This window comes from Sphingomonas faeni (assembly GCF_024273235.1).
In the GTDB taxonomy this organism is placed as follows: domain Bacteria; phylum Pseudomonadota; class Alphaproteobacteria; order Sphingomonadales; family Sphingomonadaceae; genus Sphingomonas; species Sphingomonas faeni_A.
In genome coordinates this window covers 1-20972 of the sequence record NZ_JANBVH010000016.1, presented here as the reverse complement: position 1 = coordinate 20972, position 20972 = coordinate 1, and the positions used below count along the sequence as shown (strand labels likewise).

Here is a 20972-nt window from a genome sequence, read left to right as displayed (position 1 = left end):
GCCGACCTACCCCTACCCCCTCCCTTCCAGGGAGGGGGATGCCTGTATCACCGGCTCCAGCGGGCCCAGATTGCCGTCGGGAGCGTCAGGCCGCGCGCCTCTTCGCGGACGCCGAGTTCGCCGACTTCGACCTTGCCCGGCAGATCCGCGAACACCTGGTTCAGCAATTCGCCGATCGCCAGCGCGGACATCCGCACTGCGTAGACTGTGAGGAAGAGGAAGCGCGAATTCTCGTCGAGCAGCTTGCGGCAGTCGGCGATCAGCTTGGGGAGGTCTTCCTCGAGCCGCCAGACCTCGCCCTCCGGCCCACGCCCGTATTTCGGCGGATCGAGCAGGATCCCGTCATACCGCCGCCCGCGGCGCACCTCGCGCGCAACGAACTTCGCCGCATCGTCGGTCATCCAGCGGATCGGCGCGTCGGCCATGCCCGACAATTTCGCGTTGGCCTTGGCCGCCTCGACCGATTTCTTGGACGCATCGACGTGCACCATGCGGACGCCCTTGGTCGCCATCGCCAGCGTGCCGACGCCGGTATAGCCGAACAGGTTCATGCATTCGGGCGAATCGAGCCCCGCGACGCGCTCGCGCATCCAGCTCCACACCGGCGCCATGTCGGGGAAGAAGCCGAGGTGGCGGAACGGGGTGGTCTGCGCGGTGTACGACACCTCGTTCCACCTGAGCGTCCAGCCTTCGCGGGGGACGGGTTCGGAAAACTCCCAGCGACCGCCGCCGTCCTCGTCGGAGCCGGGGACGAACTCGCCCTGCGCCTGCCAGTCGGTCGAGGCGGGCGCCCACATCGCCTGCGGCTCGGGGCGGATGAAGCGGAAACGGCCATAGCGTTCGAGCTTCTTGCCGTGGCCGGAATCGATCAGGCCGTAATCCGCCCAGGGTTCGCCGATGAGGGTATGCAAATTCATGCCGACGGCTTCGCGCGCTCGGCGATGTACGCCGTGATCGCATCGAACGTCGCCGGCAGAGTCGCGTAGCGCTCCTCGCGGTCGAACAGGTCGCCGACGCGCGCGGGAAGCGAGGGACGAACGCCCGTGGCGCGCTCGACCGCGTCGCCGAACTTGGCGGGGTGCGCGGTGGCCAAGGTCACGATCGGCACGCCGGCGGGGACGTCGGTGCGCAGGGCGGCGGCAAGGCCGATCGCGGTATGCGGGTCGATCACCTGCCCGGCGCGCTCGTGCGCCCAGCGCATCGCCAGCGTCATGTCGTCGAGGTCGACGCGCTCGCTCTGGAACAGTGCGGCGGCGCCCTGCGATTGCGCGTTGGTGAGGCGCATCGCCCCCGAGGATTCGAAGCCTGCCATCTGCGCGGCCAGTGCGGCGCCGTCGCGGTCGCCGAGGTCGAACAACAGGCGCTCGAAGTTCGAGCTGACCTGGATATCCATCGACGGGGTCGGGGTCTGCTGGACGCCGCCCTTCGAATAGTCGCCGGTGCTGAGCGCGCGGTGGAGGATGTCGTTGACGTTGGTCGCGACGACCAGCTTGGCGACGGGCAGCCCCATCTTCGCCGCGACATAGCCGGCGAACACGTCGCCGAAATTGCCGGTCGGCACCGCGAACGCGACCTCGCGGTCAGGCGCGCCGAGGCGGACGGCGGCGTAGAAGAAGTACACCACCTGCGCCATCAGCCGCGCCCAGTTGATCGAATTGACCGCGGACAGCGCGAACCGGTCCGAGAATGCGGGGTCGTTGAACATCGCCTTCACCAGCGCCTGGGCATCGTCGAAGCTCCCTTCGATGGCGATGTTGTAGACGTTGGGGCTCAGCACCGTCGTCATCTGGCGGCGCTGCACGTCGGAGATGCGGCCGACCGGGTGGAGCATGAAGATGTCGATGCCCGCGCGCCCCGCGACCGCGTCGATCGCCGCCGAGCCGGTGTCGCCGCTGGTCGCGCCGACGATCGTCAGGCGCTTGTCCGTGCCGGCGAGGAAGCGTTCGAAGAAGAGCCCCAGCAGCTGGAGCGCGACGTCCTTGAACGCGAGCGTCGGGCCGTGGAAGAGTTCGAGCAGCCACTGGTCATGGTCGAGCTGGACCAGCGGTGTCACGGCAGCGTGCGAGAAGCGGCCATAGGCCTGGTCGCAGAGCGCCTTGAGTTCCTCGCGGGTCATCGCGTCACCGACGAACGGGGCCATCACTGCGATCGCGGTATCGACGTACGACAGCCCGGCGAGCGCGGCGATCTCGTCGCGGGTCATCGTCGGCCACGCCTCGGGAAGGTAGAGGCCGCCATCGGACGCTAGGCCGGCGAGCGTCGCCGCTTCAAAATCGAGGATGGGCGCCGAGCCGCGGGTGCTGATGTAACGCATGGCCAAGCCGGTTAGCGAATGGGGCGGAAGGCGACAAGCTGCGCGCGCTTTCCGTTTTCCTGCGAATGCAGGAATCCAGGGTTGCGAAGTGATGCGCGCGGTACCCTGGGCTCCTGCGTTCGCAGGAGAACGGCCTATTTCAATCCTCCCCCGCAAGGGGGGGGTGGCACCCAAGGGGACGGAGGGGGAGGATACGGAACCTCGGTTACCCTTACCTCCCCCTCCGTCTGGCAAGTGCCAGCCACCTCCCCCTGGCGGGGGAGGATCGAGTCAGCGCGGCCTTCTGCGCAGCGCGATGGTGTAGATGATCGCGGCTATGGCGGCGAAGAAGAACCATTGGCCTGCGTAGGCGAGGTGGTTGTTTGGGACCGAGGCGATGTCGGGCTTGCCGTTTGGTGAGAGGCCAGCTTGGGGCGTGTCCGCGACGAGCATCAGGCGCTGCGGGGTGTGATCGAACAGCGATCCGATCAGCGAGCGGCCGTCGGGGGCGTGGCTGATATAGCCGGAGACTTCGCCGCCGGCCCAGTTCACCTTGGTCATCGGATCGCGCGAGGTACCGAGCTGGACGATCATCCCGGGGCCTTCTGCGCCCGTGCGGCACTCGGCGATCGCGCGGAAGCCGGACTTGCCGGCGCCGGCCAGCTTGATCTCGGTCGGCTGGAGACAGAGGCCCGACGCGCGGCGGAACAGGAGCGTCTCGTCGGGGAGCCGCGGGAAGGCCATGGTCGGCTTGGCGGGGTTGGCGGCGAGCTGGGCGAGGAACGCTTCCTTTTTCGGGAGGCGGTCGAGCAGTTGCCACAGGCCGAGGCCGATCATCGCCGCGACCGCGAGCGTGACGAGGATGGTCGGAATGACGGGTATGCGCTTGGTCACGGGTCGATTCGGCCTTCGCGGGCTGCGTTGCGGTATTCGGCGGACATGAGCGCGCCTTTGGCCGCTCGAAGCGACAGCACGACTCCGGCGGCGGTGAAGGGGATCCAGATCAGCATGTGCAGCCACAGCGGGGGGTGGACTTTGAGTTCCAGCGTGATCGCGAGGGTCACGACGAGCGCGCCGAGGATCAGGGTGAGAAAGGCGGCGGGGCCGTCGCCGACGTTGAACTTGGAGAAGTCGAGGCCGCAGTTCGGGCAGCGATCGGCGAAGTTGGACCATTTGGCGAAGAGCGTGGGCTTGCCGCAGCGGGGGCAGAGGCCTTTCAGCGCGACTTGGGCGATCGTGGGGGCGGTGGCGAGGGGGTATTTTTCGGTCATGGGGTTAGCTCCCTCGTCCGTCAGACCCGAGCACGCCAGAAGCGTGTTTCCCCGCGAAGGCGGGGATCCAGACTGGGCTCCCGCCTTCGCGGGAGAACAAGGGGAGGGTGGGAGCGTCCGCTCGTGTCACTGCAGCATCCGAAAACACCACCACCCCGGCGGAGGCCGGGGCCCAATTGGGGGACGTTGCCAACTGCGGACAGCGCTTCGTTACTGCAGCCTTCCCAATTGGGCCCCGGCCTCCGCCGGGGTGGTTGCCGAGGCCGGGGTGGTGCCCGTAAACTAGCCTATCGACCCTCAACCGCCGTGGACGGGTGCGCCCCAGCCGCCCCAGACATAGACGGTGACGAACAGGAACAGCCACACGACGTCGACGAAATGCCAGTACCATGCCGCTGCCTCGAAGCCGAAATGCTGCTTCGGGGTGAAGTCGCCGCGATACGCGCGGACCAGGCAGACGATCAGGAAGATCGTGCCGATCAGCACGTGGAAACCATGGAACCCGGTCGCCATGAAGAACGCCGCGCCGTAGTTGATGCCCTTGAACGGGAACGGCGCGTGGACGTACTCATACGCCTGGATCGCGCTGAACAGCGCGCCGAGGATCACCGTCAGCCACAGGCCCTTGAGCACGCCGTCGCGATTGCCGACGCCGATCAGGCCCCAAGCCCCCGTCTTCTCGCCGCCGCGCTGGTTGTGGATCAGCGCGTGATGCGCCCACGTCACCGTGGTGCCGGACGTCAGCAGGATCAGCGTGTTGAGCAGCGGCAGTTCGAACGGGTTGATGACCGTCAGGCCCTTCGGCGGCCACTGCGCGACGATCGCCGCACCGCCCTCGACCGCGCGCGTGACGCTGCCGTCGGCATAGGTCATCGCGGTCGGGAACAGCGAGAAGTCGAAGAACGCCCAGAACCAGCCGACGAAGAACATCACCTCGGAGGCGATGAACAGGATCATGCCGTAGCGGAAATGGAGCTGGACGACCGGCGTATGATCGCCCGCGCGGGCCTCCTGGATGACCTGCGCCCACCAGCTGTAGAAGGTGAAGAGCAGCCCGGCGAGGCCGATGAAGAAGATCCAGCCGCCACCATTGGGCTTGTCGATATGCCCGCCGTGCATCCACATGATGCCGCCCACCGCCATGATCAGCGCCGAGAACGAGCCGACCAGCGGCCACACGCTCGGCGGCAGGATATGGTAATCATGGTTCTTGGCGCCGGCCATCGGTACTCCCCTATGTTCTTTCGCAGCGTTCTAGCTGGCTGTTTTGGCAGAATCCACCGGGTAAAACGTGTAGCTCAGCGTGATCGTCTGGATATCGGCCGCATCCGGGTCCGTCAGGATCTTCGGATCGACGAAGAAAATCACCGGCATCCGCACGGTCTCGCCGGGCTTCAACGTCTGCTGCGTGAAGCAGAAACACTGGATCTTGGTGAAATACTTGCCGGCCTGTGCGGGCTGGACGTTGAAGGTCGCGGTGCCGGTCAGCGGCTTGGTCGAGGTGTTGGTGGCCTTGAAGAACGCCATGTCGCGCGCGCCGATGTCGATCGTGTCGGAGCGATTCTCGGGCGCGAACTTCCACGGCAGCTTGGGGCTGACGTTGGTGTCGAAGTCGACGGTGATCTTGTGGTCGACCGCGCCGGGGGCGACGAGCCCGCGCTGCGTCGTGCCGTTGAGGCCGGTGACCGAGCAGAACAGGCGGTAGAGCGGCACGCTGGCCCAGGCGAGCCCGGTCATGAAGCAGATGAAGAGCACGGCCAGCGCCGCGGTGCGGTTGGTGCGCGACATCGCCTTCCATCCGGTCATCAGTGCGGCATCCCCGCGCGGATCTTGGCGATCGAGATCGCGAAGACGAGGATGACGAACGCGCCGAGCAGGACGGCCATGACGCGCGCACGACCGCGCTGGCGGCTGCGGATCAGGTCTTCCTCGCGGAGGGGATCGGGGATGCTCATGCGAACCACCGGTCGACGACCAGCGCGCCGAACATCACGAACAGATACAGGATCGAGTATTTGAACAAGGCCTTCTCCGGTTTCATCGCATCGTCGGCATGCGTGGTGCGCTTGGCGACACGGACGGCGAGCAGCGCGAACCAGCCGGTGAGCAGGACGGCAGCGATGCCGTAGATCGCACCCGTCAGCCCGAGCGGCCAGGGCAGGATCGCGACCGCTGCCATCGGGATCGTGTAGAGCCCGATCTGCGTGCGTGTGGTGCGCTCGCCCGACACGACGGGAAGCATCGGCACGCCCGCGGCCGCGTAATCGCTCTTCATGAACAGCGCGAGCGCCCAAAAATGCGGGGGCGTCCACAGGAACACGAACAGGAACAGCAGGACCGGGAGCAGCGCAATGTCGCCGGTCGCCGCGGCCCAGCCGATCAGCGGCGGAAACGCGCCGGCCGCACCACCGATGACGATGTTCTGCGGCGTGCGGCGCTTCAGCCAGACGGTGTAGACGAGCACGTAGAACAGGATCGAGACGGTCAGGATCGCGGCGGCAACGGCGTTGACCGCGAACCCCATGAACAGGACCGAGAACGCACCGAGCCCGACGCCGAAATGGAGCGCGGCCTGGCGGTCCATCCGGCCATCGGGCAGCGGGCGCTTCTGCGTCCGGCGCATGACCGCGTCGATGTCCGACTCGTACCATTGGTTGAGCGCCCCCGCCGCGCCGGCGCCGAGCGCGATGCAGAGGATCGCGGTGAAGCCGATCACCGGATGCACGCCGACCGGCGCGGCCAGCATCCCACAGAGCCCGGTGAAGACGACGAGCGTCATCACCCGCGGCTTGGTCAACGCAAGAAAATCGCGCCAGTGCGCCGGTGGCAGGAGAGGGGTGACGGGAGTCATGGTTCGGGTACGCTATACGCGTTGCGGCGGACCTCGGAAACCCTTCGCGTCGTGTCGGCTCAAGGGGTTGGCCGATGCGCGGGTACGGGCTGGTGGATGACCGCGGTGCCGTCCGTGTAGACGCGCCGCCACGCGGGATCGTGATCGAGCAAGCCGACCAGCGGCGAGCGTGGCGGCAGGATCGTCCAGCCGAAATGCCATCTCGCGTTCGCCGCGCGCCAGCGTTCGGCGTCGCCGCCGGCGATCCTGAAATAGTCGAGCGTGAACGGGTCTCCGTACATGTCCGACCGGCCGTCGATATAGGGCCGGATGCCGGCGAGGATCAGCGACCCGCCGAAGCTGTATTCGTTGAAGACGCGCTGGTTGCGGAGCGGCGGCGGCAGATGGCGGAGCGCGGCGGCGGGGATACCGGCGCTGTCGTCGCGCACCACGGGGACGGCGATCCGGTAGGTTGCGAGGCCGATCGCGAGCAGCAGGATCAGGATGCCGATCGATCTGCTCTCGCGACGGGGCATTGGTGAAGGCATTGTCTTGGTCGTCCAGGCTTTGCCGAGCGGTTCTGCGAGGACCAGGATACCGACGACGACCAGAACGATTTCCTGGCGGGTATGTTGCAGGGCGAGGTGCAGGACGCCGAGCAACAGGAGCAGGCGAACGGGTGGGATGCGCACCGGCCGGAGGAGCAGGCAGGCGAGGGTGGCGAGCAGGATCGCCTCGAACCCGGAGAATGTCGCGAAGTCGGCGGGCTGCCACTCGTCGAGATGCGCGAGCAGTTTCAGCCGGTCGACGTAGAACGGGAAGACGAGCCCGTCGAAACTGGCGGGAGTCGCGGTGGCGGCGACCGCGCAAGCCAGACCGAACGCACCCCAGCCCAGGACGACGCGACGGCGGTGGGACGGAGCGGCGGTGATCAGCGCTTCGAGCGCGAACACGCCGACGAGTGCCAGCCCGAACACGAAGCTGCCATGCGCGTTCGCCCATATCAGCATGAGTAAGGCGAAGCCCAACGGCGGCGGTCGGTCACGCTCGCGCGCGCGCAGCAGGACGATCAGCCAGCCGGCCAACATCGGCAGCGCGAGGATGTGCGGGCGTGCCAGCAACGACGGGAGCAGGCCGGTGACGAGCAGAAGCAGCGCGAGGATACTGGCGCGCGTGCTTAGCCAGCGGCGGATTTCGTAGGCGACGAGCGCGAACAGCGCGGCCATCGCGACGCCTATGAGCACGATCAGGCCGCTCCAGCCGGCGGCGCGGTAACTCGCATACATCGCCAGTTCGGACAGCCATTCGTGCGCCACCCAAGGCCGGCCGGTGGCGGTGAACGAGAACGGGTCGGCGGTCGGGACGCTGGCATGCGCGACGATCCAGGCACCGGTCGCGAGGTGCCAGCCGGTGTCGCCGTCGCGCAGGGCCGTGGGGACGATGATGGTGAATGCGAACGCGGCGAAGCCGGCGAGGAGGGCGAAGGTCGAGCGGGGGATTCCGGGTGGCGCGTCTGGGCGCACTGGGGGCGGGGGCGTGGCGCTCGGCATGGAGGCGGGGTTAACGCGATTGTCCTTTGGAATGGTGAATGGGAGCGAACCCAATTTCGTCACCCCAGCGAAAGCGGGGGTCTCCCGTTTGGCGAGCGCGTGGAGTCACAGGGTGAGATCCCAGCTTCAGCTGGGATGACGGCGGCGGTGACGGGCGTGCATGATTACGGGCGTAGGGTGGTTTGGTGGGGATGACGGGCGTGCGTGATGACGGGCGTAGAATGACGCAGGTGCGGGCTGCCGGCTCCCCGTTCTCCCCGTTCTCCCGCGAAGGCGGGAGCCCAGGCGTGGCTCCGCCTTCGCGGAGACACAGGGTCTGACTTGAAGGCGGCTATTTAACGAAAAACGCCCCGGGTTTCCCCGAGGCGTCTTCGTTTCTGGCTGGCCCCGACACGGGAGTAAATCCCGTGTCGTCGGACGCGGCTTTGCCGCGCCGGCCGGGCGGGGGCTTGAGAGCCCTGATCCGCCTCAATCGATCTTCGGCAGCGTCTCGAACTGGTGGTACGGCGGCGGCGAGGAGATCGTCCACTCCAGTGTCGTCGCGCCGTCGCCCCAGGGGTTGTCGCCCGCCGGCTTGCCCGCGACCATCGACCAGATCAGGTTGACGAAGAACACCACCATGCCCGCGGCCATGATCATGTAGCCGACCGAGGCGACCGTGTTCCAATGCTCGTACTGCGGCGTGTAGTCCGGGATACGGCGCGGCATGCCCTGCAGGCCCAGGAAGTGCATCGGGAAGAACATCACGTTCACGCCGATGAAGAACACCCAGAAGTGCAGCTGGCCGAGGAACTCGTTGTACATCTTGCCCGACATCTTCGGGAACCAATAGTAGAACCCGGCGAACAGCGAGAACACCGCACCCAGCGACAGAACATAGTGGAAATGCGCCACCACGTAGTAGGTGTCCTGCATGTAATCGTCGATGCCGCCATTGGCGAGCACCACGCCGGTCACGCCGCCGACGGTGAACATGAAGATGAACCCGATCGACCACACCATTGGCGTCTTGAAGGTGAGCGAGCCGCCCCACATCGTCGCGATCCACGAGAAGATCTTGATGCCGGTCGGCACCGCGATAACCATCGTCGCCGCGGTGAAGTACATCTTAGTGTTCACGCTCAGGCCGGTGGTGAACATGTGGTGCGCCCACACGACGAACCCGACCACGCCGATCGCGACCATCGCATACGCCATGCCGAGATAGCCGAAGACCGGCTTCCGGCTGAACGTCGAGATGATCTGGCTGACGATGCCGAAGCCCGGCAGGATCATGATGTAGACTTCGGGATGGCCGAAGAACCAGAACAGATGCTGGTACAGGACGGGGTCGCCGCCGCCGGCCGGATCGAAGAACGTCGTGCGGAAGTTACGATCGGTCAGCAGCATGGTGATCGCGGCTGCGAGCACCGGCAGCGCCAGCAGCAGCAGGAACGCGGTGACGAGCATCGACCACACGAACAGCGGCATCTTGTGCAGCGTCATGCCGGGCGCGCGCATGTTGAAGATCGTCGTGATGAAGTTGATCGCGCCGAGGATCGACGACGCGCCGGCCAGATGCAGCGCGAGGATCGCCATGTCGGTCGACGGCCCGGGCTCGCCATATGTCGAGAGCGGCGCGTAGAGCGTCCAGCCATTACCCGCACCACCGAAGAACGGCGAGGCCAGCAGCAGCGTGAAGGCGGGGATCAGCAGCCAGAACGACACGTTGTTCATGCGCGGGAACGCCATGTCCGGCGCGCCGATCATGATCGGCACGAACCAGTTGCCGAATCCGCCGACCATCGCCGGCATGACCATGAAGAACACCATGATCAGGCCGTGCGCGGTGATCAGCACGTTCCAGAGATGGAGCGATTCGTCCAGGCTGGCGCTGCCGCCGTGGAGCATCGATGCCCAGCCCTGGAGATACTGGATGCCGGGATGCGCGAGTTCGGCGCGCATGAGCCCCGAGACCGAGCCGCCGATGATCCCCGCGACGATCGCGAAGATCAGGTACAGCGTGCCGATATCCTTGTGGTTGGTCGACATGAACCAACGCGCGAAGAAGCCCGGCTTGTGATCGGTATCGTGGTGATGGTCGTGCGCTTCGTGGCTTACGAACGCCGACGGATTGAGAGCGGTGTCGGTCATCTTACAGTCCCGCGTTGCCGGCGCCGGCCGGGTTTGAGGTGGCGCCCTGCGTCGTCGCGGGGGCTGCGGTGGTCACGTTCTCGACCGGGCCGGTGGCGTTGGCGGTTTCCGCGGCCTCCTCGACCTTCGCCGCGGAGCCGTCGGCGCCGGGCTGCGGGATGACCTTGTCGGATGCCTTGCCGGGGGTCGGCATCGTGCCGCCCTTGGCGCGGACCCAGGCCGCGTATTCGGCGGGCGGAACGGCCTCGACCGCGATCGGCATATAGCCATGGCGCGCGCCGCACAGTTCCGAGCACTGGCCGAAATACAGGCCGGGCTTGTCGATCGTGAAGCTGGTCTCGTTCAGGCGCCCCGGGATCGCGTCGAGCTTGATCCAGAACGCAGGCACCGCCCAGCTGTGGATCACGTCGTTCGAGGTGGTGATCAGGCGGATCGGCACGCCCACGGGCAGGACGATGCGGTTGTCGGTCGCGAGCAGCGCCGGGCCGTCGGCATCGGTCCGCGCGCGTTCGCCGGCGGCGACCTCACCCTTTTCCTTCAGCATGTTGGCGGTGATCTCGAAGCCGCCATTGTCCGGGTATTGATAGGTCCAATACCATTGGTTGCCGATCGCCTTGAGCGTCACGGCGCCGGACGGGGCGGGCTTGAACTGCGCCTGGAGCAGACCGATCGAGGGGACCGCGATCAGCACCAGGATCACGACCGGCGCGAGCGTCCAGATGATCTCGATGACGGTGTTGTGCGACGTCTTCGACGCGACCGGATTGCGTGCCTTGCGGTAGCGGAACGACACCCAGAACAGCAGCGCGAGGACGAACAGCGAGATGATCGTGATGGTCGGCACCAGGATCGAATTGTGCATCCAGTGCGCGAACTGACCGTTCTTGGTCACTTGGGGCTGAAGACCGAACAGGCCGTCGGTCGGCTGGCCGATCATCGGCTTGGCCGTCATCGCCGGCGCACCGTCCATCGCGAGTTCGGGGCTGGACGGGTTGGCGGTCGGCGTCGCGGCCGATGTGGTCGGCGCGGTGTTGGACACGCCGGCCGGAGCGGCGGCGGCCTGTGGTGCGGGTGCTGCTGGCGTCGGCTGGGCCGCATGCCCGGCGACACCACCGAGACTCGCCAGTGCGAGCCCCGCTGCCATCGCAAATCCTCTCATCCCCATCTTGCGCATCGTTATTCTTGACCCCGGTTTATAGCGAACCCGATATCACGGACGCGCGGATGTCTGCTTATCATTTGCGAAGAGCTATACCCAGCGGGGGGGCTCGCCTCAAGCATTGTCTCACCTCGCGCGCCGGCTGGCCCGATCCAGACACTCCGTCATGCCGGGCTTGTTCCGGCATCCACCGTTCCGCAAGCTCGAGAGGATTGGGTTTGCGGAACGGTGGACCCCGGAACGAGTCCGGGGTGACGGAGTGGGTGGGGAGCGTAGGTGTACTTGTGCGCCGGTTCTCGTTGCACGCGGTTTCGTGCGCCCGTATCAGCGCGGGCAGACCTTTTGGAGCGATGACCCGCGATGACCGAAGACGACGTGCTCGCCGAATTCCGTGCTGCCGAGGCGCTGCTCGAAGGGCATTTCATCCTGTCCTCGGGGCTGCGCAGTTCGCGCTACCTGCAATGCGCGCGCGTGTTGATGGACCCCGCCCGCGGTGCTCGGCTTTCGGAGGCGTTGGTCGCGGCGATCCCGGCCGAGTTGCGGGAGGAGATCGATATCGTCGTCTCGCCGGCGATGGGCGGCGTAATCGCCGGCCACGAAATGGGCCGCGCGCTTGGTGTCGAGGCGGTATTCCTCGAACGGCCCGACGGCGTGTTCGAACTGCGCCGCGGGTTCCGGCTCGCGCCCGGCCAGCGCGTGCTGATGATGGAGGACGTCGTCACCACCGGGCTGTCGTCGCGCGAGGCGATCGCGGCGATCGGGCGCGCGGGCGGCGTGACGGTCGCGGCGGCGGCTTTGGTCGATCGCTCGAACGGGACGGCGGACCTAGGCGTGCCATTCTTCCCGCTGATCCGGCTCGACGTGCCGACCTATCCGGCGGATGCGCTGCCACCCGAACTGGCCGCGATCCCGGCGATCAAGCCCGGCAGCAGGGCGGCGGCATGAGCCCCCCTGGCAACGACCACCTGCGCCTTGGCGTCAACATCGACCATGTCGCGACCGTGCGGAATGCGCGCGGGGCTGGCTATCCCGATCCGGTGCGCGCGGCGCTGGTCGCGGCGGCGGCGGGGGCGGACGGGATTACCGCGCACCTGCGCGAGGATCGCCGGCACATTACGGATGACGATATCGCACGGTTGTCGGCCGAGCTGACGATCCCGCTGAACCTTGAGATGGCGGCGACCGACGAGATGCTCGGCATCGCGCTCCGCCACAAGCCGCACGCCGCGTGCATCGTGCCGGAGAAGCGCGAGGAGCTGACCACCGAGGGCGGGCTCGACGTCGCCGGGCATTACGACCGGATGGCGCGGCTGGTCGACGCACTGGCCGGGGCGGGCATCCGCGTGTCGCTGTTCATCGAGCCGGACGCGCGCCAGATCGAGGCGGCGGTGCGGCTCAAGGTCCCCGTGATCGAACTGCACACCGGGCTGTATGCGGAACTGTCGGGCGAGGCGCAGACGGCGGAACTGCGCCGACTGACCGATGCAGCGGCACTGGCGGCGAAGAACGGCATCGAGGTGCATGCGGGGCATGGGCTGACCTACGACAACGTCGCCCCGATTGCGGCTATTCGCCAGGTTCGGGAACTGAACATTGGGCATTTCCTGGTCGGCGAGGCGCTGTTCGTCGGGCTTGGCGAAGCGGTTCGGCTGATGCGCGAGGCTATGGATGCGGCGCGGTAGCTTTCAGATTTTGTTCACGCGAAGGCGCGAAGGCGCGAAGAGAAAGGAGAGAACCCCCGGTTGGCTTCCCTTCTTGTTCTCTTCGCGCCTTTGCGCCTTCGCGAGAACCAACTCTGTCTTCCGACTCCAGGCGTCGCGATGATTATCGGGCTCGGGTCCGACCTGTGTAACATCGAGCGCATTGCCGCGTCGGTCGAGCGGTTCGGGGATCGGTTCGAGCAGCGCGTGTTTACCGATGTCGAGCGGGCGAAGGCGGCGCGGCGGCCTTTCACTAAGGCCGGCACGCTGGCGAAGCGGTTCGCGGCGAAGGAGGCGTTCTCGAAGGCGGTCGGCACGGGGTTTCGCGCGGGCGTGTTCATGCGCGATATCGGCGTGGTCAACGCCCCGAGCGGCGCGCCGACGCTGGCGCTGACCGGGGGCGCCAAAGCGAGGCTTGACGCGTTGACCCCCGAAGGCCACGCCGCGCGCGTGCATTTGACGATGACGGATGATCATCCGTGGGCGCAGGCCTTCGTGATCATCGAAGCTATACCTCTGATATCCCCGGACACGAGCCTGGATATGAATCGATGAAGGACGCGGCGTTGGACGGCAACGAGTTCCAGGAAAAGCCCCTCGCGCAGGCCCCCCTAGCGCAGACCAGCGCGGTCGATCCCGCGCCATCGGCCAGCACCACGCCGGAAACGACCCGCCGCCGCGGCACCGACTGGTGGGGCGAGGTTAAGGGCATATTCTGGCTGGTCCTGGTCGTGCTCGGCTTCCACAGCTTCATCGCCAAGCCCTTCTACATCCCCAGCGAATCGATGCTGCCGGGCCTACGCATCGGCGACCGGCTGGTGGTGACCAAGTTCGCCTATGGCTGGTCGTTCGTCTCGCCGACGATCCCGAACCCGGTCGCGATCTTCAAGGGCGTGGTGCTGCGCCAGCAGGAAGACAGCTGGAGCGTGTCGCTGCCGTTCATCCACGGCCGGTTGTTCGGCTCGCTGCCGACGCGCGGCGACGTGGTGATCGTGACGCCGCCGGGCACGCACAACGACTATATCAAGCGCGTCATCGGCCTGCCCGGCGACAAGCTGGCCGTGCGCGGCGGGATCGTGTTCCTCAACGGCGTGGCGGTGAAGCGGGGCCCTTTGCATGACACGCTGATCCCGGTCGACACCAACAGCCCGTGCAGCGAGATCGACTATCCCGGCGCGCGCGAGACGCTGCCCGACGGTCGCGCAATGTGCCGTCTGCCGACCTATACCGAGACTCTGCCGAACGGTCGCCGCTACGAGACGATCGATCTCGAATCGGACAGCCAGGGCGACAATTTCGCGGAGATCACGATCCCCGCGAACCACGTCTTCCTGATGGGCGACAATCGCGATCGCTCCGCCGACAGCCGGTTCGCGCTGAGCCAGCTCGGCCTCGGCGGGCCGGTACCGTACGAGAATCTCGGCGGGCGTGCGGAGTTCATCACCTTCAGCCTCGACGGCGATGCGACGTTCAATCCGCTGACCTGGTGGGGATCGCTGCGCCCGGATCGCGCCGGCACCTCGCTGCATCCCGCCAAGGCCAGCTGAGGTGGCCGACGACAAAGCCGTCACCGAACGCAGTCCGGTCGAGATGCGCGATCCGTTCCTGCGCAAGGAACTGAAGCGCGCGGTCATCTGGCTCGGGCTCGCCTGCGTGATCGCGTTGCTGATCGTGCTGGTCCAGCCGTTGCTGATCATCTTTGCCGGCGTCGTGTTCGCGGCTTTGCTCGACGGGGGCGTGCGGCTGCTCGGGCGGGTGCTGCCGATCGGGCGCGGCTGGCGGTTGCTGATCGTCGTGCTGCTGACGTTCGCGTTCCTGGTCGGCACCTTCGTCCTGACCGGCGTGCAGGTGACCGAACAGGTGACCCAGCTGCGCTCGACGCTGGAATCGCAGGCCAATCGCTTCACCGGCTATCTGACCGCGCAAGGGCTGATGCCGGGCGCGTCGGATGTGAACGGCATCGTCAAGCAGGCGCTCGGCTCGGTCGGGCGGGTGACGTCGTGGGTTGGCACCGCGATCGGCGCGCTGACCAGCATGTTCATGATCCTGATCCTCGGGCTGTTCATCGCGATGGACCCGGGGACCTATTCGCGCGGGCTCCAGTGGATGGTGCCGATCGACCTGCGCCCCGAGTTCGCGAAGACGCTGGTCAAGATGGGCGACACGCTGCGCAAGCTGCTCGCCGGGCGCCTGCTGGGCATGGCGGTCGAGGGTGTCGCGACGGGTGTCGCGCTGACGATCGGTGGCGTGCCGATGGCAATGTTGCTCGGCATCATCGCGGGCATCCTGGCGTTCATCCCGAACGTCGGCGCGATCGTGACCGGCGTGCTGATGGTCGCAGTCGGGTTCAGCGCGGGCGTCGATACCGGGTATTGGGCGATTGGCACGTACCTCGTGGTGCAGACGATCGACGGATACGTGATCGTGCCGATGGTCGCCAAGCGCACGGTGGATCTGCCCCCGGCGCTGACGTTGGGCGCGCAGATCCTGGCGAGCGCGCTGTTCGGGATATTGGGGCTGGCGCTGGCCGATCCGATGACCGCGATGCTGAAGACGGCCCTGGAGCGGCGGTCGAAGCGGGAAGAGGAGAAGGCCGAGGCGGTTGGTGAGGCTACGGCCTGACTCGATTTAGCGGCCCCTCCCTCTCAATCCAGGTTCATCGCCCACCCCCGTCATCCCCGCGGAAGCGGGGACCCATACTGGCAAACCCCTGAGGATATGGGTCCCCGCGTCCGCGGGGATGACGGGACGTGAGGGCGGAGACCCACAATGGGGTGGGCCGAGATAGGCTAGGAAGTTACCGCCGTACCAGCTGGTCGAATAGAGCAAGGTAGCGCTCCGCCGAGTCCGCACCTGGTTGCGGTACCGGCTCCGACCGTGGCGCAGATGGCGCTAGCCATGCATCCAACGCTGCGATCAGTCCCGCCGCATCGTCTCGCGCGACGATCGTACCGCGATCCGGGCGGTCGATGATCTCCGCCACCGCCGCGCTCGAATCGGTCGAGACCACCGGCGTCCCAACCGACAGCGCCTCGCGCAACACGCCGGGCACACCTTCATAGTCTGAGGTCAGCACGACCACCTTAGCGCGGGCCATGACCGGCAGCGGGTCGGTGCTGTGGCCGAGCAGGCGAACACGGTTCCCCAAACCCAGCGCGAGAATCTGCGCCTCGATCGCCCCCCGCTCGCTCCCTTCGCCGAGGACAACCAGCGGTATCGTCCGGTCCGCCAACAGCGGCAGCGCGGCGATCAGCCGGTCCCAGCGCTTCTGCGGTTCGAGCCGCCCGACGCCGAGAATGAAACGCGCCGGCAGATCAGGTAGCGCGCCGGGGATCGCCACCGCCGGCGGGTTCGGAATGACGCTCGTCCGCCCGACCATCTGCGTCGCCCGCGCAGCCGCCTCCGCCGTCGCGGGCGTCATCGCCACGAGATGATCGAGGAAACTCCTGTGCCGCGCCAGCCAGACCTGATGCGCAGCGTGCATCAGCCGGCCATGATCCGCCCGGGCGGGCGCGTTGGACATCTTGGCGACGATCGGCGGACAGGCCTTGCCGAGCCGCAGCCGGGTCCAGGCCGCGATCCCGGTATAGAAATTGCCCGGGCAGAAGATGATGTCCGGCGATAAACGCCGCACCACCCCCGGCAATGCCAGCAACCGCGACGGCGCGATAATCTCCAGCCCCTCCGGCAGTTCCGCCGCGAGCGGCCCGGCGATATCCTCGATCGCCAGCGTCACCCGCCGCCCCGCCGCCAGCCAGCCACGCGCGAGCCGTAGTTGCGCGCGCTCGACTCCGCCGCCACGCAGGTCCTCGGCATAGGTCAGGATGTGCCGCGCGGTCGGTGGTCCGCTCAGGAGTGACATATGGGGGTCATCATGATGCGCGATGGGTAAAGCGGAGATCGCGATCGAATGAAACCGACTTTACGTGCATGCGCGCCGACGGGCGGCTATTGGACCGCGCCACCTCGAAGGAGCGTTGGGCGACGGAATGGCTTGAGGACAATGGTTTGAGGACCGGCGATTGAACTTCCGTGCGAAAACTGCCGATCGCGACGGCTATGCGGATATCGCACGCGCGGGGCTCGAACCGCTGAAGACGATCGGCAGCCGCTGGCCGGCGATCATCGGTGCTGTGCTGACGCTCGCGATGATCGTCGGGCTGGGGCGCGAACTGCTCGGGCACGGCCTCGCCGGACTTACGCGCTCGGTGCCGCAGGACCCGCGCTTCTATCTGTGCTTCGGCCTGCTCTACATGTCGCCGCCGACCGGGGACTACGTGATTTTCCGCCGCCTGTGGGGCATCCCGCTCGGTGGCCTCGTCGCGCTGATCAAGAAGCGGATCGCGAACGAAGTGGTGTTCGGCTATTCGGGCGACGCGTATTTCTACGCCTGGGCGCGGGCCAAGGCGCGGATGGTGGCGTCGCCGTTCGGCGCGGTGAAGGACGTCACCATATTGTCGGCGATCGCAGGCAACGCGGTCACCCTGCTGCTGGTGGCGATTGCGCTGCCGCTCGGCCGGCATCTGCTGACCTCCGACCAGTTCCGGACGGTGCTTGCGTCGGCGGGCGTGACGCTGGCGATCTCGCTGCCGTTCCTGATTTTCTCGCGCCGCGTGTTCTCCCTGCCGCGCGCGAAATTGTGGTGGGTGTTCGGGATCCACTGCATCCGGTTGCTGTGCGGATCGGTGCTGATCGCGTTCGCCTGGCATTTCGCGTTGCCGAGCGTGCCGGTCGGCATGTGGCTGTTCCTCGCCGCCGGTCGCCTGCTGGTGTCGCGCCTGCCGCTGGTCCCGAACAAGGATCTGCTGTTCGCCAACGCCGCGATCCTGTTGATCGGGCAGGATCAGGCGCTGTCGGAATTGATCGCGTTCACCGCCGCGCTGACGCTGCTGGTGCATGTCGCGCTGATCGTCGCGTTCGGCGCGCACGCCATTGCCGATAGGAGTCGCGCATGATCCGATACGCGATTGCCGGAACATTGTTGCTGGCAAGCCCGGCGGGCGCCCAGCTGCTCGGCAGCGATGCGGCCGCGTGTCGGCCCGGAGGGGGCCCCGCGATCGCGGTCGAGATCACCGGGCTGAAGGATCGTACCGGCGAACTGAAGCTCGAACTCTATCCCGGCGACGAGGCGGGTTTCCTCCAGGACGATCACGTCCTGATCGCCGCGGGTAAGACGTTTCGCCGCGTGGTCGTGCCGACGCCCGCGGCCGGGCCGACGACGATGTGCATCCGGGTGCCGCAGCCGGGTCGCTATGCGCTGTTGCTGACGCATAATCGCGACGGGAAGAACAAGTTCAGCTTCTGGGCCGACGGCGCCGGGTTCGCGAGCAACCGGAAGCTCGGGCGATCGCGCCCCAAGGTCGAGCAGGCGCTGGTCGAGGTGGGGGCTGGCGTGACGACCGTCCATATCACCGCGCAATATCTGCGGGGGCTCGGCGGGTTCGGGCCTGTCACGCCATGAAGATGCTCCGATGAGGATCGTCGACGTCAACGAGTTCTACTCGCCGACCGGCGGCGGGGTGCGGACCTATGTCGACCGGAAGATGGGCATCATGGCGGACATGGGCCACGAACTGATCGTCGTCGCGCCGGGCAGGGAAGACCGCGTCGAGGAGCGGCCGGGCGGCGGGCGGATCCTCTATCTCAAGTCGCCGGGGATGCCGTTCGATCGGAACTACGGGCTGTTCTGGGACGAGCGCGCGATCCACCGCGTGCTCGACGAACTCGATCCGGACGTGGTCGAGTGTTGCTCGCCGTGGCGGCCGGCGTGGTTCGTCGGCGACTGGCAGGGACGCGCGGTAAAGGCGTTCTTCATGCACAACGACAACATTGCCGCCTATGCGCAGCGCTGGTTCGCGGGGGTCGCCAGCCACGACCAGATCGAGCGTGGGTTTGCCTGGTACAGCCGGTACATGAACCGCTTCCTTGCGAAATACGACGTCGTCGTCACCAACGGCCCGGCGCTGGAAAAGCGGTTGCGCGCGCGCGGCGTCCGCATCGATGCGGCGATGCCGCTGGGGATCGAGCGAGGGCATTTCTCGCCCGACCTGCGCGATACGCGGCTGCGCGCGGCGTTGCTGCGGCAGTGCGGCTTGCCCGAGGACGGCATGCTGTTGCTCGGGCTCGGGCGGCATCACGGCGAAAAGCGCTGGCCGCTGGTGGTCGATGCGGTTGCATGCGCGGGGGCGACCCTGCCGGTCGGGCTGATCCTGATCGGCACCGGTGCGCAGACCAAGGCGATCCAGCGGCGGATCGGCGGCTCGCCGCACATCCGGATGTTCGCGCCCGTCTATGACCGCGAGCGGCTCGCGCGGATCATGGCGAGCTGCGATGCGCTGATCCACGGGTCGGAGGCGGAGCCGTTCGGGCTGGTCGCGTCGGAGGCGATGGCGTCGGGCCTGCCGCTGATCGTGCCGGATACGGGCGGCTGCGCGGAAGTCGCGGACCGCCACGCCAGCGAGCTTTATGCGGCGCGCGATGCGGAGAGTGCGGCGGCGGCGATCGGGCGGTTGTTCGCGCGGGATCCGGCGATGCTGCGGCGCGCGGCGGCGGTGGCGCCGCGGCATGTGCGCAGCGACCGCGAGCATGCGGTCGAGCTCATGGACTATTATGCGGGACTGGTCGCGGCGAAGCAGGGGCGCGGGCTGGCGGCCTGAACGCAGTGAAGCGCGTGCCGGGGATCGGGATCGCGTCGTAGCCGGCGTCGCGCGCGGCAGTGGCGAGCGCGCGGTCGAGGCTGGCGTCGCCGCTGGTCGCAGGGCCTTCGCCGCCGGTGAGGATCGTCGATCCGTCGAGTTTTACGCGTGCTCGCGAGATCAGGTGGAGCGCGTCTTCCTGGGATGCGTCGAGCAGGGTCGTGCTGCGGAAATAGAACGGGCCGGTGGCGAAGGCGGGGTCCGGCAAGCGATTCGCCGCGGGTAGGATTTGCGGGGATAGCGTCGCGATCGGGCCTTCGACTCCGTGGTAGTCGAGCGTGCGGCCGACCGCTCGGCCTTCGCGCTGGGCTTGGGTCAGCGAGAGGCCGTCCGAGTCCGCCAAGGCCGCGACCGAGGGGGCGAGGCCGGCGGTGGCGAAGATCGCGACGGCGATCCGCCACGCGCGGCTCGGGAGCGGGATCACCGACAGGCGGACGAACAATGCGGGCAGGGCTGGCAGCAGATATTGCCGCCAGGTCGGGAACGGCAGGAGTGCGGCGATCAGCCCGGCGATAATCAGCCAGTCGAGCAGCCCCACCGTGCGGCGTCGCCATGCGTCGCGCGCGACCAGCGCGAGCGCGGGCAGGGCTGCGCCGAGGGCGAGGAACTTGAGCGTGTCGATCGCCTTTGCGGGCAGCGACATCTTCCACGGGCGCAGCGCGTAATATTCGGCGGGGCCGCGCGCCGGGAAAGTGAAAGTGCCGAACACGAACCCGGCCGGGCTGGTGGCATAGGTCCAGGCGACGAAGGCGACGACCGGGAGCGTGCCGAGCAGGACCGCGACGGGGCGATGGCGGCGGTCGACCAGCGCGTAGACGCCGTAGGCGAGTGCGGGGAATGCGTAGGATATCTTCGCGGCGGCGGCGCTGGCGAGGAGGAGGCCGGCGAGCGCGGCGGTGGCGCGTGTCGTGGCGGGGCGGACGATCAGGGGGAGGGCGGCCGCGAGCAGGGCGGCGGGGAGCGCATCGTTGCGCGCGGTGCCTATGCTGAAGAGGAGGATGTCGCAGGTTGCGAACAGCGCCGCGCAGGCGAGCGCGGCCTTGGGTTTCGCGCCGAGGGTCCGGGCGGCGGTGTGGACGCAGGCTATCGTCACGACGCCGAGCAGGGCGTTGAGGATGCGGAGGGAGGGCCATGTCCAAGGGCCGGCGAGGAGTGCGACGGGTGCGAAGAGATAGGGCTGGAGCGGGGTCTGGAGGTAGGCGAAGTCCCGGTAGGGGATGAGACCTTGTGCGGTGAGCGCTGCGGCGGCGACGTATTGGGATTCGTCGTGGTCTACCGGGCGGAGGAGGGCGAGGGTGACGAAGAGGGTGGCTAGCGCTGCGAGTAGCGCCGGGTACATCA

The 20972-nt window shown here is 67.3% G+C and carries 21 protein-coding genes; 8 read left to right on the top strand and 13 right to left on the bottom strand.

All coding sequences use genetic code 11. The features are described from left to right. Window positions 1-47: 47 nt before the first annotated feature. The 11 genes from NLI89_RS10415 to coxB all read right to left on the bottom strand — a co-directional run bounded on the left by NLI89_RS10415 (window position 48) and on the right by coxB (window position 11221). Window positions 48-917, bottom strand: a complete 870-nt coding sequence (locus NLI89_RS10415) for a class I SAM-dependent methyltransferase (protein WP_254687000.1) — start codon at window positions 915-917, stop codon at window positions 48-50. Continuing rightward, on the bottom strand, window positions 914-2314 hold the full coding sequence (thrC, locus tag NLI89_RS10410) for a threonine synthase (RefSeq protein ID WP_254686999.1): 1401 nt from the start codon (window positions 2312-2314) through the stop codon (window positions 914-916). Before thrC ends, NLI89_RS10415 begins: the two co-directional genes overlap by 4 nt. Window positions 2315-2584: 270 nt before the next feature. Continuing rightward, window positions 2585-3187 (bottom strand): SURF1 family cytochrome oxidase biogenesis protein, encoded by a 603-nt coding sequence (locus tag NLI89_RS10405; protein WP_254686998.1) that lies wholly within the window; start codon window positions 3185-3187, stop codon window positions 2585-2587. Continuing rightward, the gene (locus tag NLI89_RS10400; protein ID WP_254686997.1) at window positions 3184-3564 is read right to left on the bottom strand and encodes a DUF983 domain-containing protein; all 381 of its coding nucleotides are present in this window, start codon (window positions 3562-3564) and stop codon (window positions 3184-3186) included. Before NLI89_RS10400 ends, NLI89_RS10405 begins: the two co-directional genes overlap by 4 nt. Before the next feature lie 297 nt (window positions 3565-3861). Further along, on the bottom strand, window positions 3862-4788 hold the full coding sequence (locus NLI89_RS10395) for a cytochrome c oxidase subunit 3 (RefSeq protein ID WP_248523923.1): 927 nt from the start codon (window positions 4786-4788) through the stop codon (window positions 3862-3864). Between the two features lie 30 nt (window positions 4789-4818). Next, window positions 4819-5370: a cytochrome c oxidase assembly protein gene (locus NLI89_RS10390; RefSeq protein ID WP_254686996.1), complete on the bottom strand. Its 552-nt coding sequence runs from the start codon at window positions 5368-5370 to the stop codon at window positions 4819-4821. Beyond that, window positions 5370-5519, bottom strand: a complete 150-nt coding sequence (locus tag NLI89_RS10385; protein ID WP_187503903.1) for a hypothetical protein — start codon at window positions 5517-5519, stop codon at window positions 5370-5372. Before NLI89_RS10385 ends, NLI89_RS10390 begins: the two co-directional genes overlap by 1 nt. Beyond that, complete coding sequence (locus NLI89_RS10380) at window positions 5516-6415, bottom strand: heme o synthase (RefSeq protein WP_187503904.1); 900 nt, start codon at window positions 6413-6415, stop codon at window positions 5516-5518. The genes NLI89_RS10385 and NLI89_RS10380 overlap by 4 nt, the downstream gene beginning before the upstream one ends. Window positions 6416-6474: 59 nt before the next feature. Then, window positions 6475-7917: a hypothetical protein gene (locus NLI89_RS10375; RefSeq protein WP_254686995.1), complete on the bottom strand. Its 1443-nt coding sequence runs from the start codon at window positions 7915-7917 to the stop codon at window positions 6475-6477. 495 nt (window positions 7918-8412) lie between these two features. Further along, window positions 8413-10077 carry a cytochrome c oxidase subunit I gene (gene ctaD, locus NLI89_RS10370; RefSeq protein WP_254686994.1) on the bottom strand — a complete coding sequence of 555 codons (1665 nt, stop codon included), beginning with the start codon at window positions 10075-10077 and terminating at the stop codon, window positions 8413-8415. 1 nt (window position 10078) lies between these two features. Continuing rightward, window positions 10079-11221: a cytochrome c oxidase subunit II gene (coxB, locus tag NLI89_RS10365; RefSeq protein WP_254686993.1), complete on the bottom strand. Its 1143-nt coding sequence runs from the start codon at window positions 11219-11221 to the stop codon at window positions 10079-10081. Between the two features lie 375 nt (window positions 11222-11596). On the opposite strand from coxB, the gene pyrE reads away from it, so the two are divergent. The 5 genes from pyrE (at window position 11597) to NLI89_RS10340 (ending at window position 15558) form a co-directional block, all read left to right on the top strand. Further along, complete coding sequence (gene pyrE, locus NLI89_RS10360) at window positions 11597-12181, top strand: orotate phosphoribosyltransferase (RefSeq protein WP_254686992.1); 585 nt, start codon at window positions 11597-11599, stop codon at window positions 12179-12181. Then, complete coding sequence (locus NLI89_RS10355; RefSeq protein WP_187503908.1) at window positions 12178-12918, top strand: pyridoxine 5'-phosphate synthase; 741 nt, start codon at window positions 12178-12180, stop codon at window positions 12916-12918. The genes pyrE and NLI89_RS10355 overlap by 4 nt, the downstream gene beginning before the upstream one ends. Window positions 12919-13056: 138 nt before the next feature. Continuing rightward, window positions 13057-13491: a holo-ACP synthase gene (gene acpS, locus NLI89_RS10350; RefSeq protein WP_254686991.1), complete on the top strand. Its 435-nt coding sequence runs from the start codon at window positions 13057-13059 to the stop codon at window positions 13489-13491. Continuing rightward, window positions 13488-14483: a signal peptidase I gene (lepB, locus tag NLI89_RS10345; protein WP_254686990.1), complete on the top strand. Its 996-nt coding sequence runs from the start codon at window positions 13488-13490 to the stop codon at window positions 14481-14483. Before acpS ends, lepB begins: the two co-directional genes overlap by 4 nt. Window positions 14484-14526: 43 nt before the next feature. After that, window positions 14527-15558, top strand: a complete 1032-nt coding sequence (locus NLI89_RS10340) for an AI-2E family transporter (RefSeq protein ID WP_254687068.1) — start codon at window positions 14527-14529, stop codon at window positions 15556-15558. Between the two features lie 175 nt (window positions 15559-15733). On the opposite strand, the gene NLI89_RS10335 is transcribed toward NLI89_RS10340, so the two are convergent. Continuing rightward, on the bottom strand, window positions 15734-16798 hold the full coding sequence (locus NLI89_RS10335) for a glycosyltransferase (RefSeq protein WP_254686989.1): 1065 nt from the start codon (window positions 16796-16798) through the stop codon (window positions 15734-15736). 160 nt (window positions 16799-16958) lie between these two features. Here NLI89_RS10335 and NLI89_RS10330 point away from each other — a divergent pair, with 160 nt between their 5' ends. The 3 genes from NLI89_RS10330 to NLI89_RS10320 are packed head-to-tail and all read left to right on the top strand — an operon-like array spanning window position 16959 to window position 19592. Next, window positions 16959-17891 carry a hypothetical protein gene (locus NLI89_RS10330; protein WP_254686988.1) on the top strand — a complete coding sequence of 311 codons (933 nt, stop codon included), beginning with the start codon at window positions 16959-16961 and terminating at the stop codon, window positions 17889-17891. Then, window positions 17888-18397, top strand: a complete 510-nt coding sequence (locus tag NLI89_RS10325) for a DUF2141 domain-containing protein (RefSeq protein ID WP_254686987.1) — start codon at window positions 17888-17890, stop codon at window positions 18395-18397. Before NLI89_RS10330 ends, NLI89_RS10325 begins: the two co-directional genes overlap by 4 nt. A 10-nt stretch (window positions 18398-18407) precedes the next feature. Beyond that, a complete protein-coding gene (locus NLI89_RS10320) occupies window positions 18408-19592 on the top strand; it encodes a glycosyltransferase (protein WP_254686986.1) in 1185 nt (394 codons plus the stop codon). Here the strand turns inward: NLI89_RS10320 and NLI89_RS10315 are convergent. Further along, window positions 19534-20970, bottom strand: coding sequence for a DUF2029 domain-containing protein (locus tag NLI89_RS10315; protein WP_254686985.1), 1437 nt, complete (start codon window positions 20968-20970; stop codon window positions 19534-19536). The genes NLI89_RS10320 and NLI89_RS10315 overlap by 59 nt on opposite strands. Between the last annotated feature and the right edge of the window lie 2 nt (window positions 20971-20972).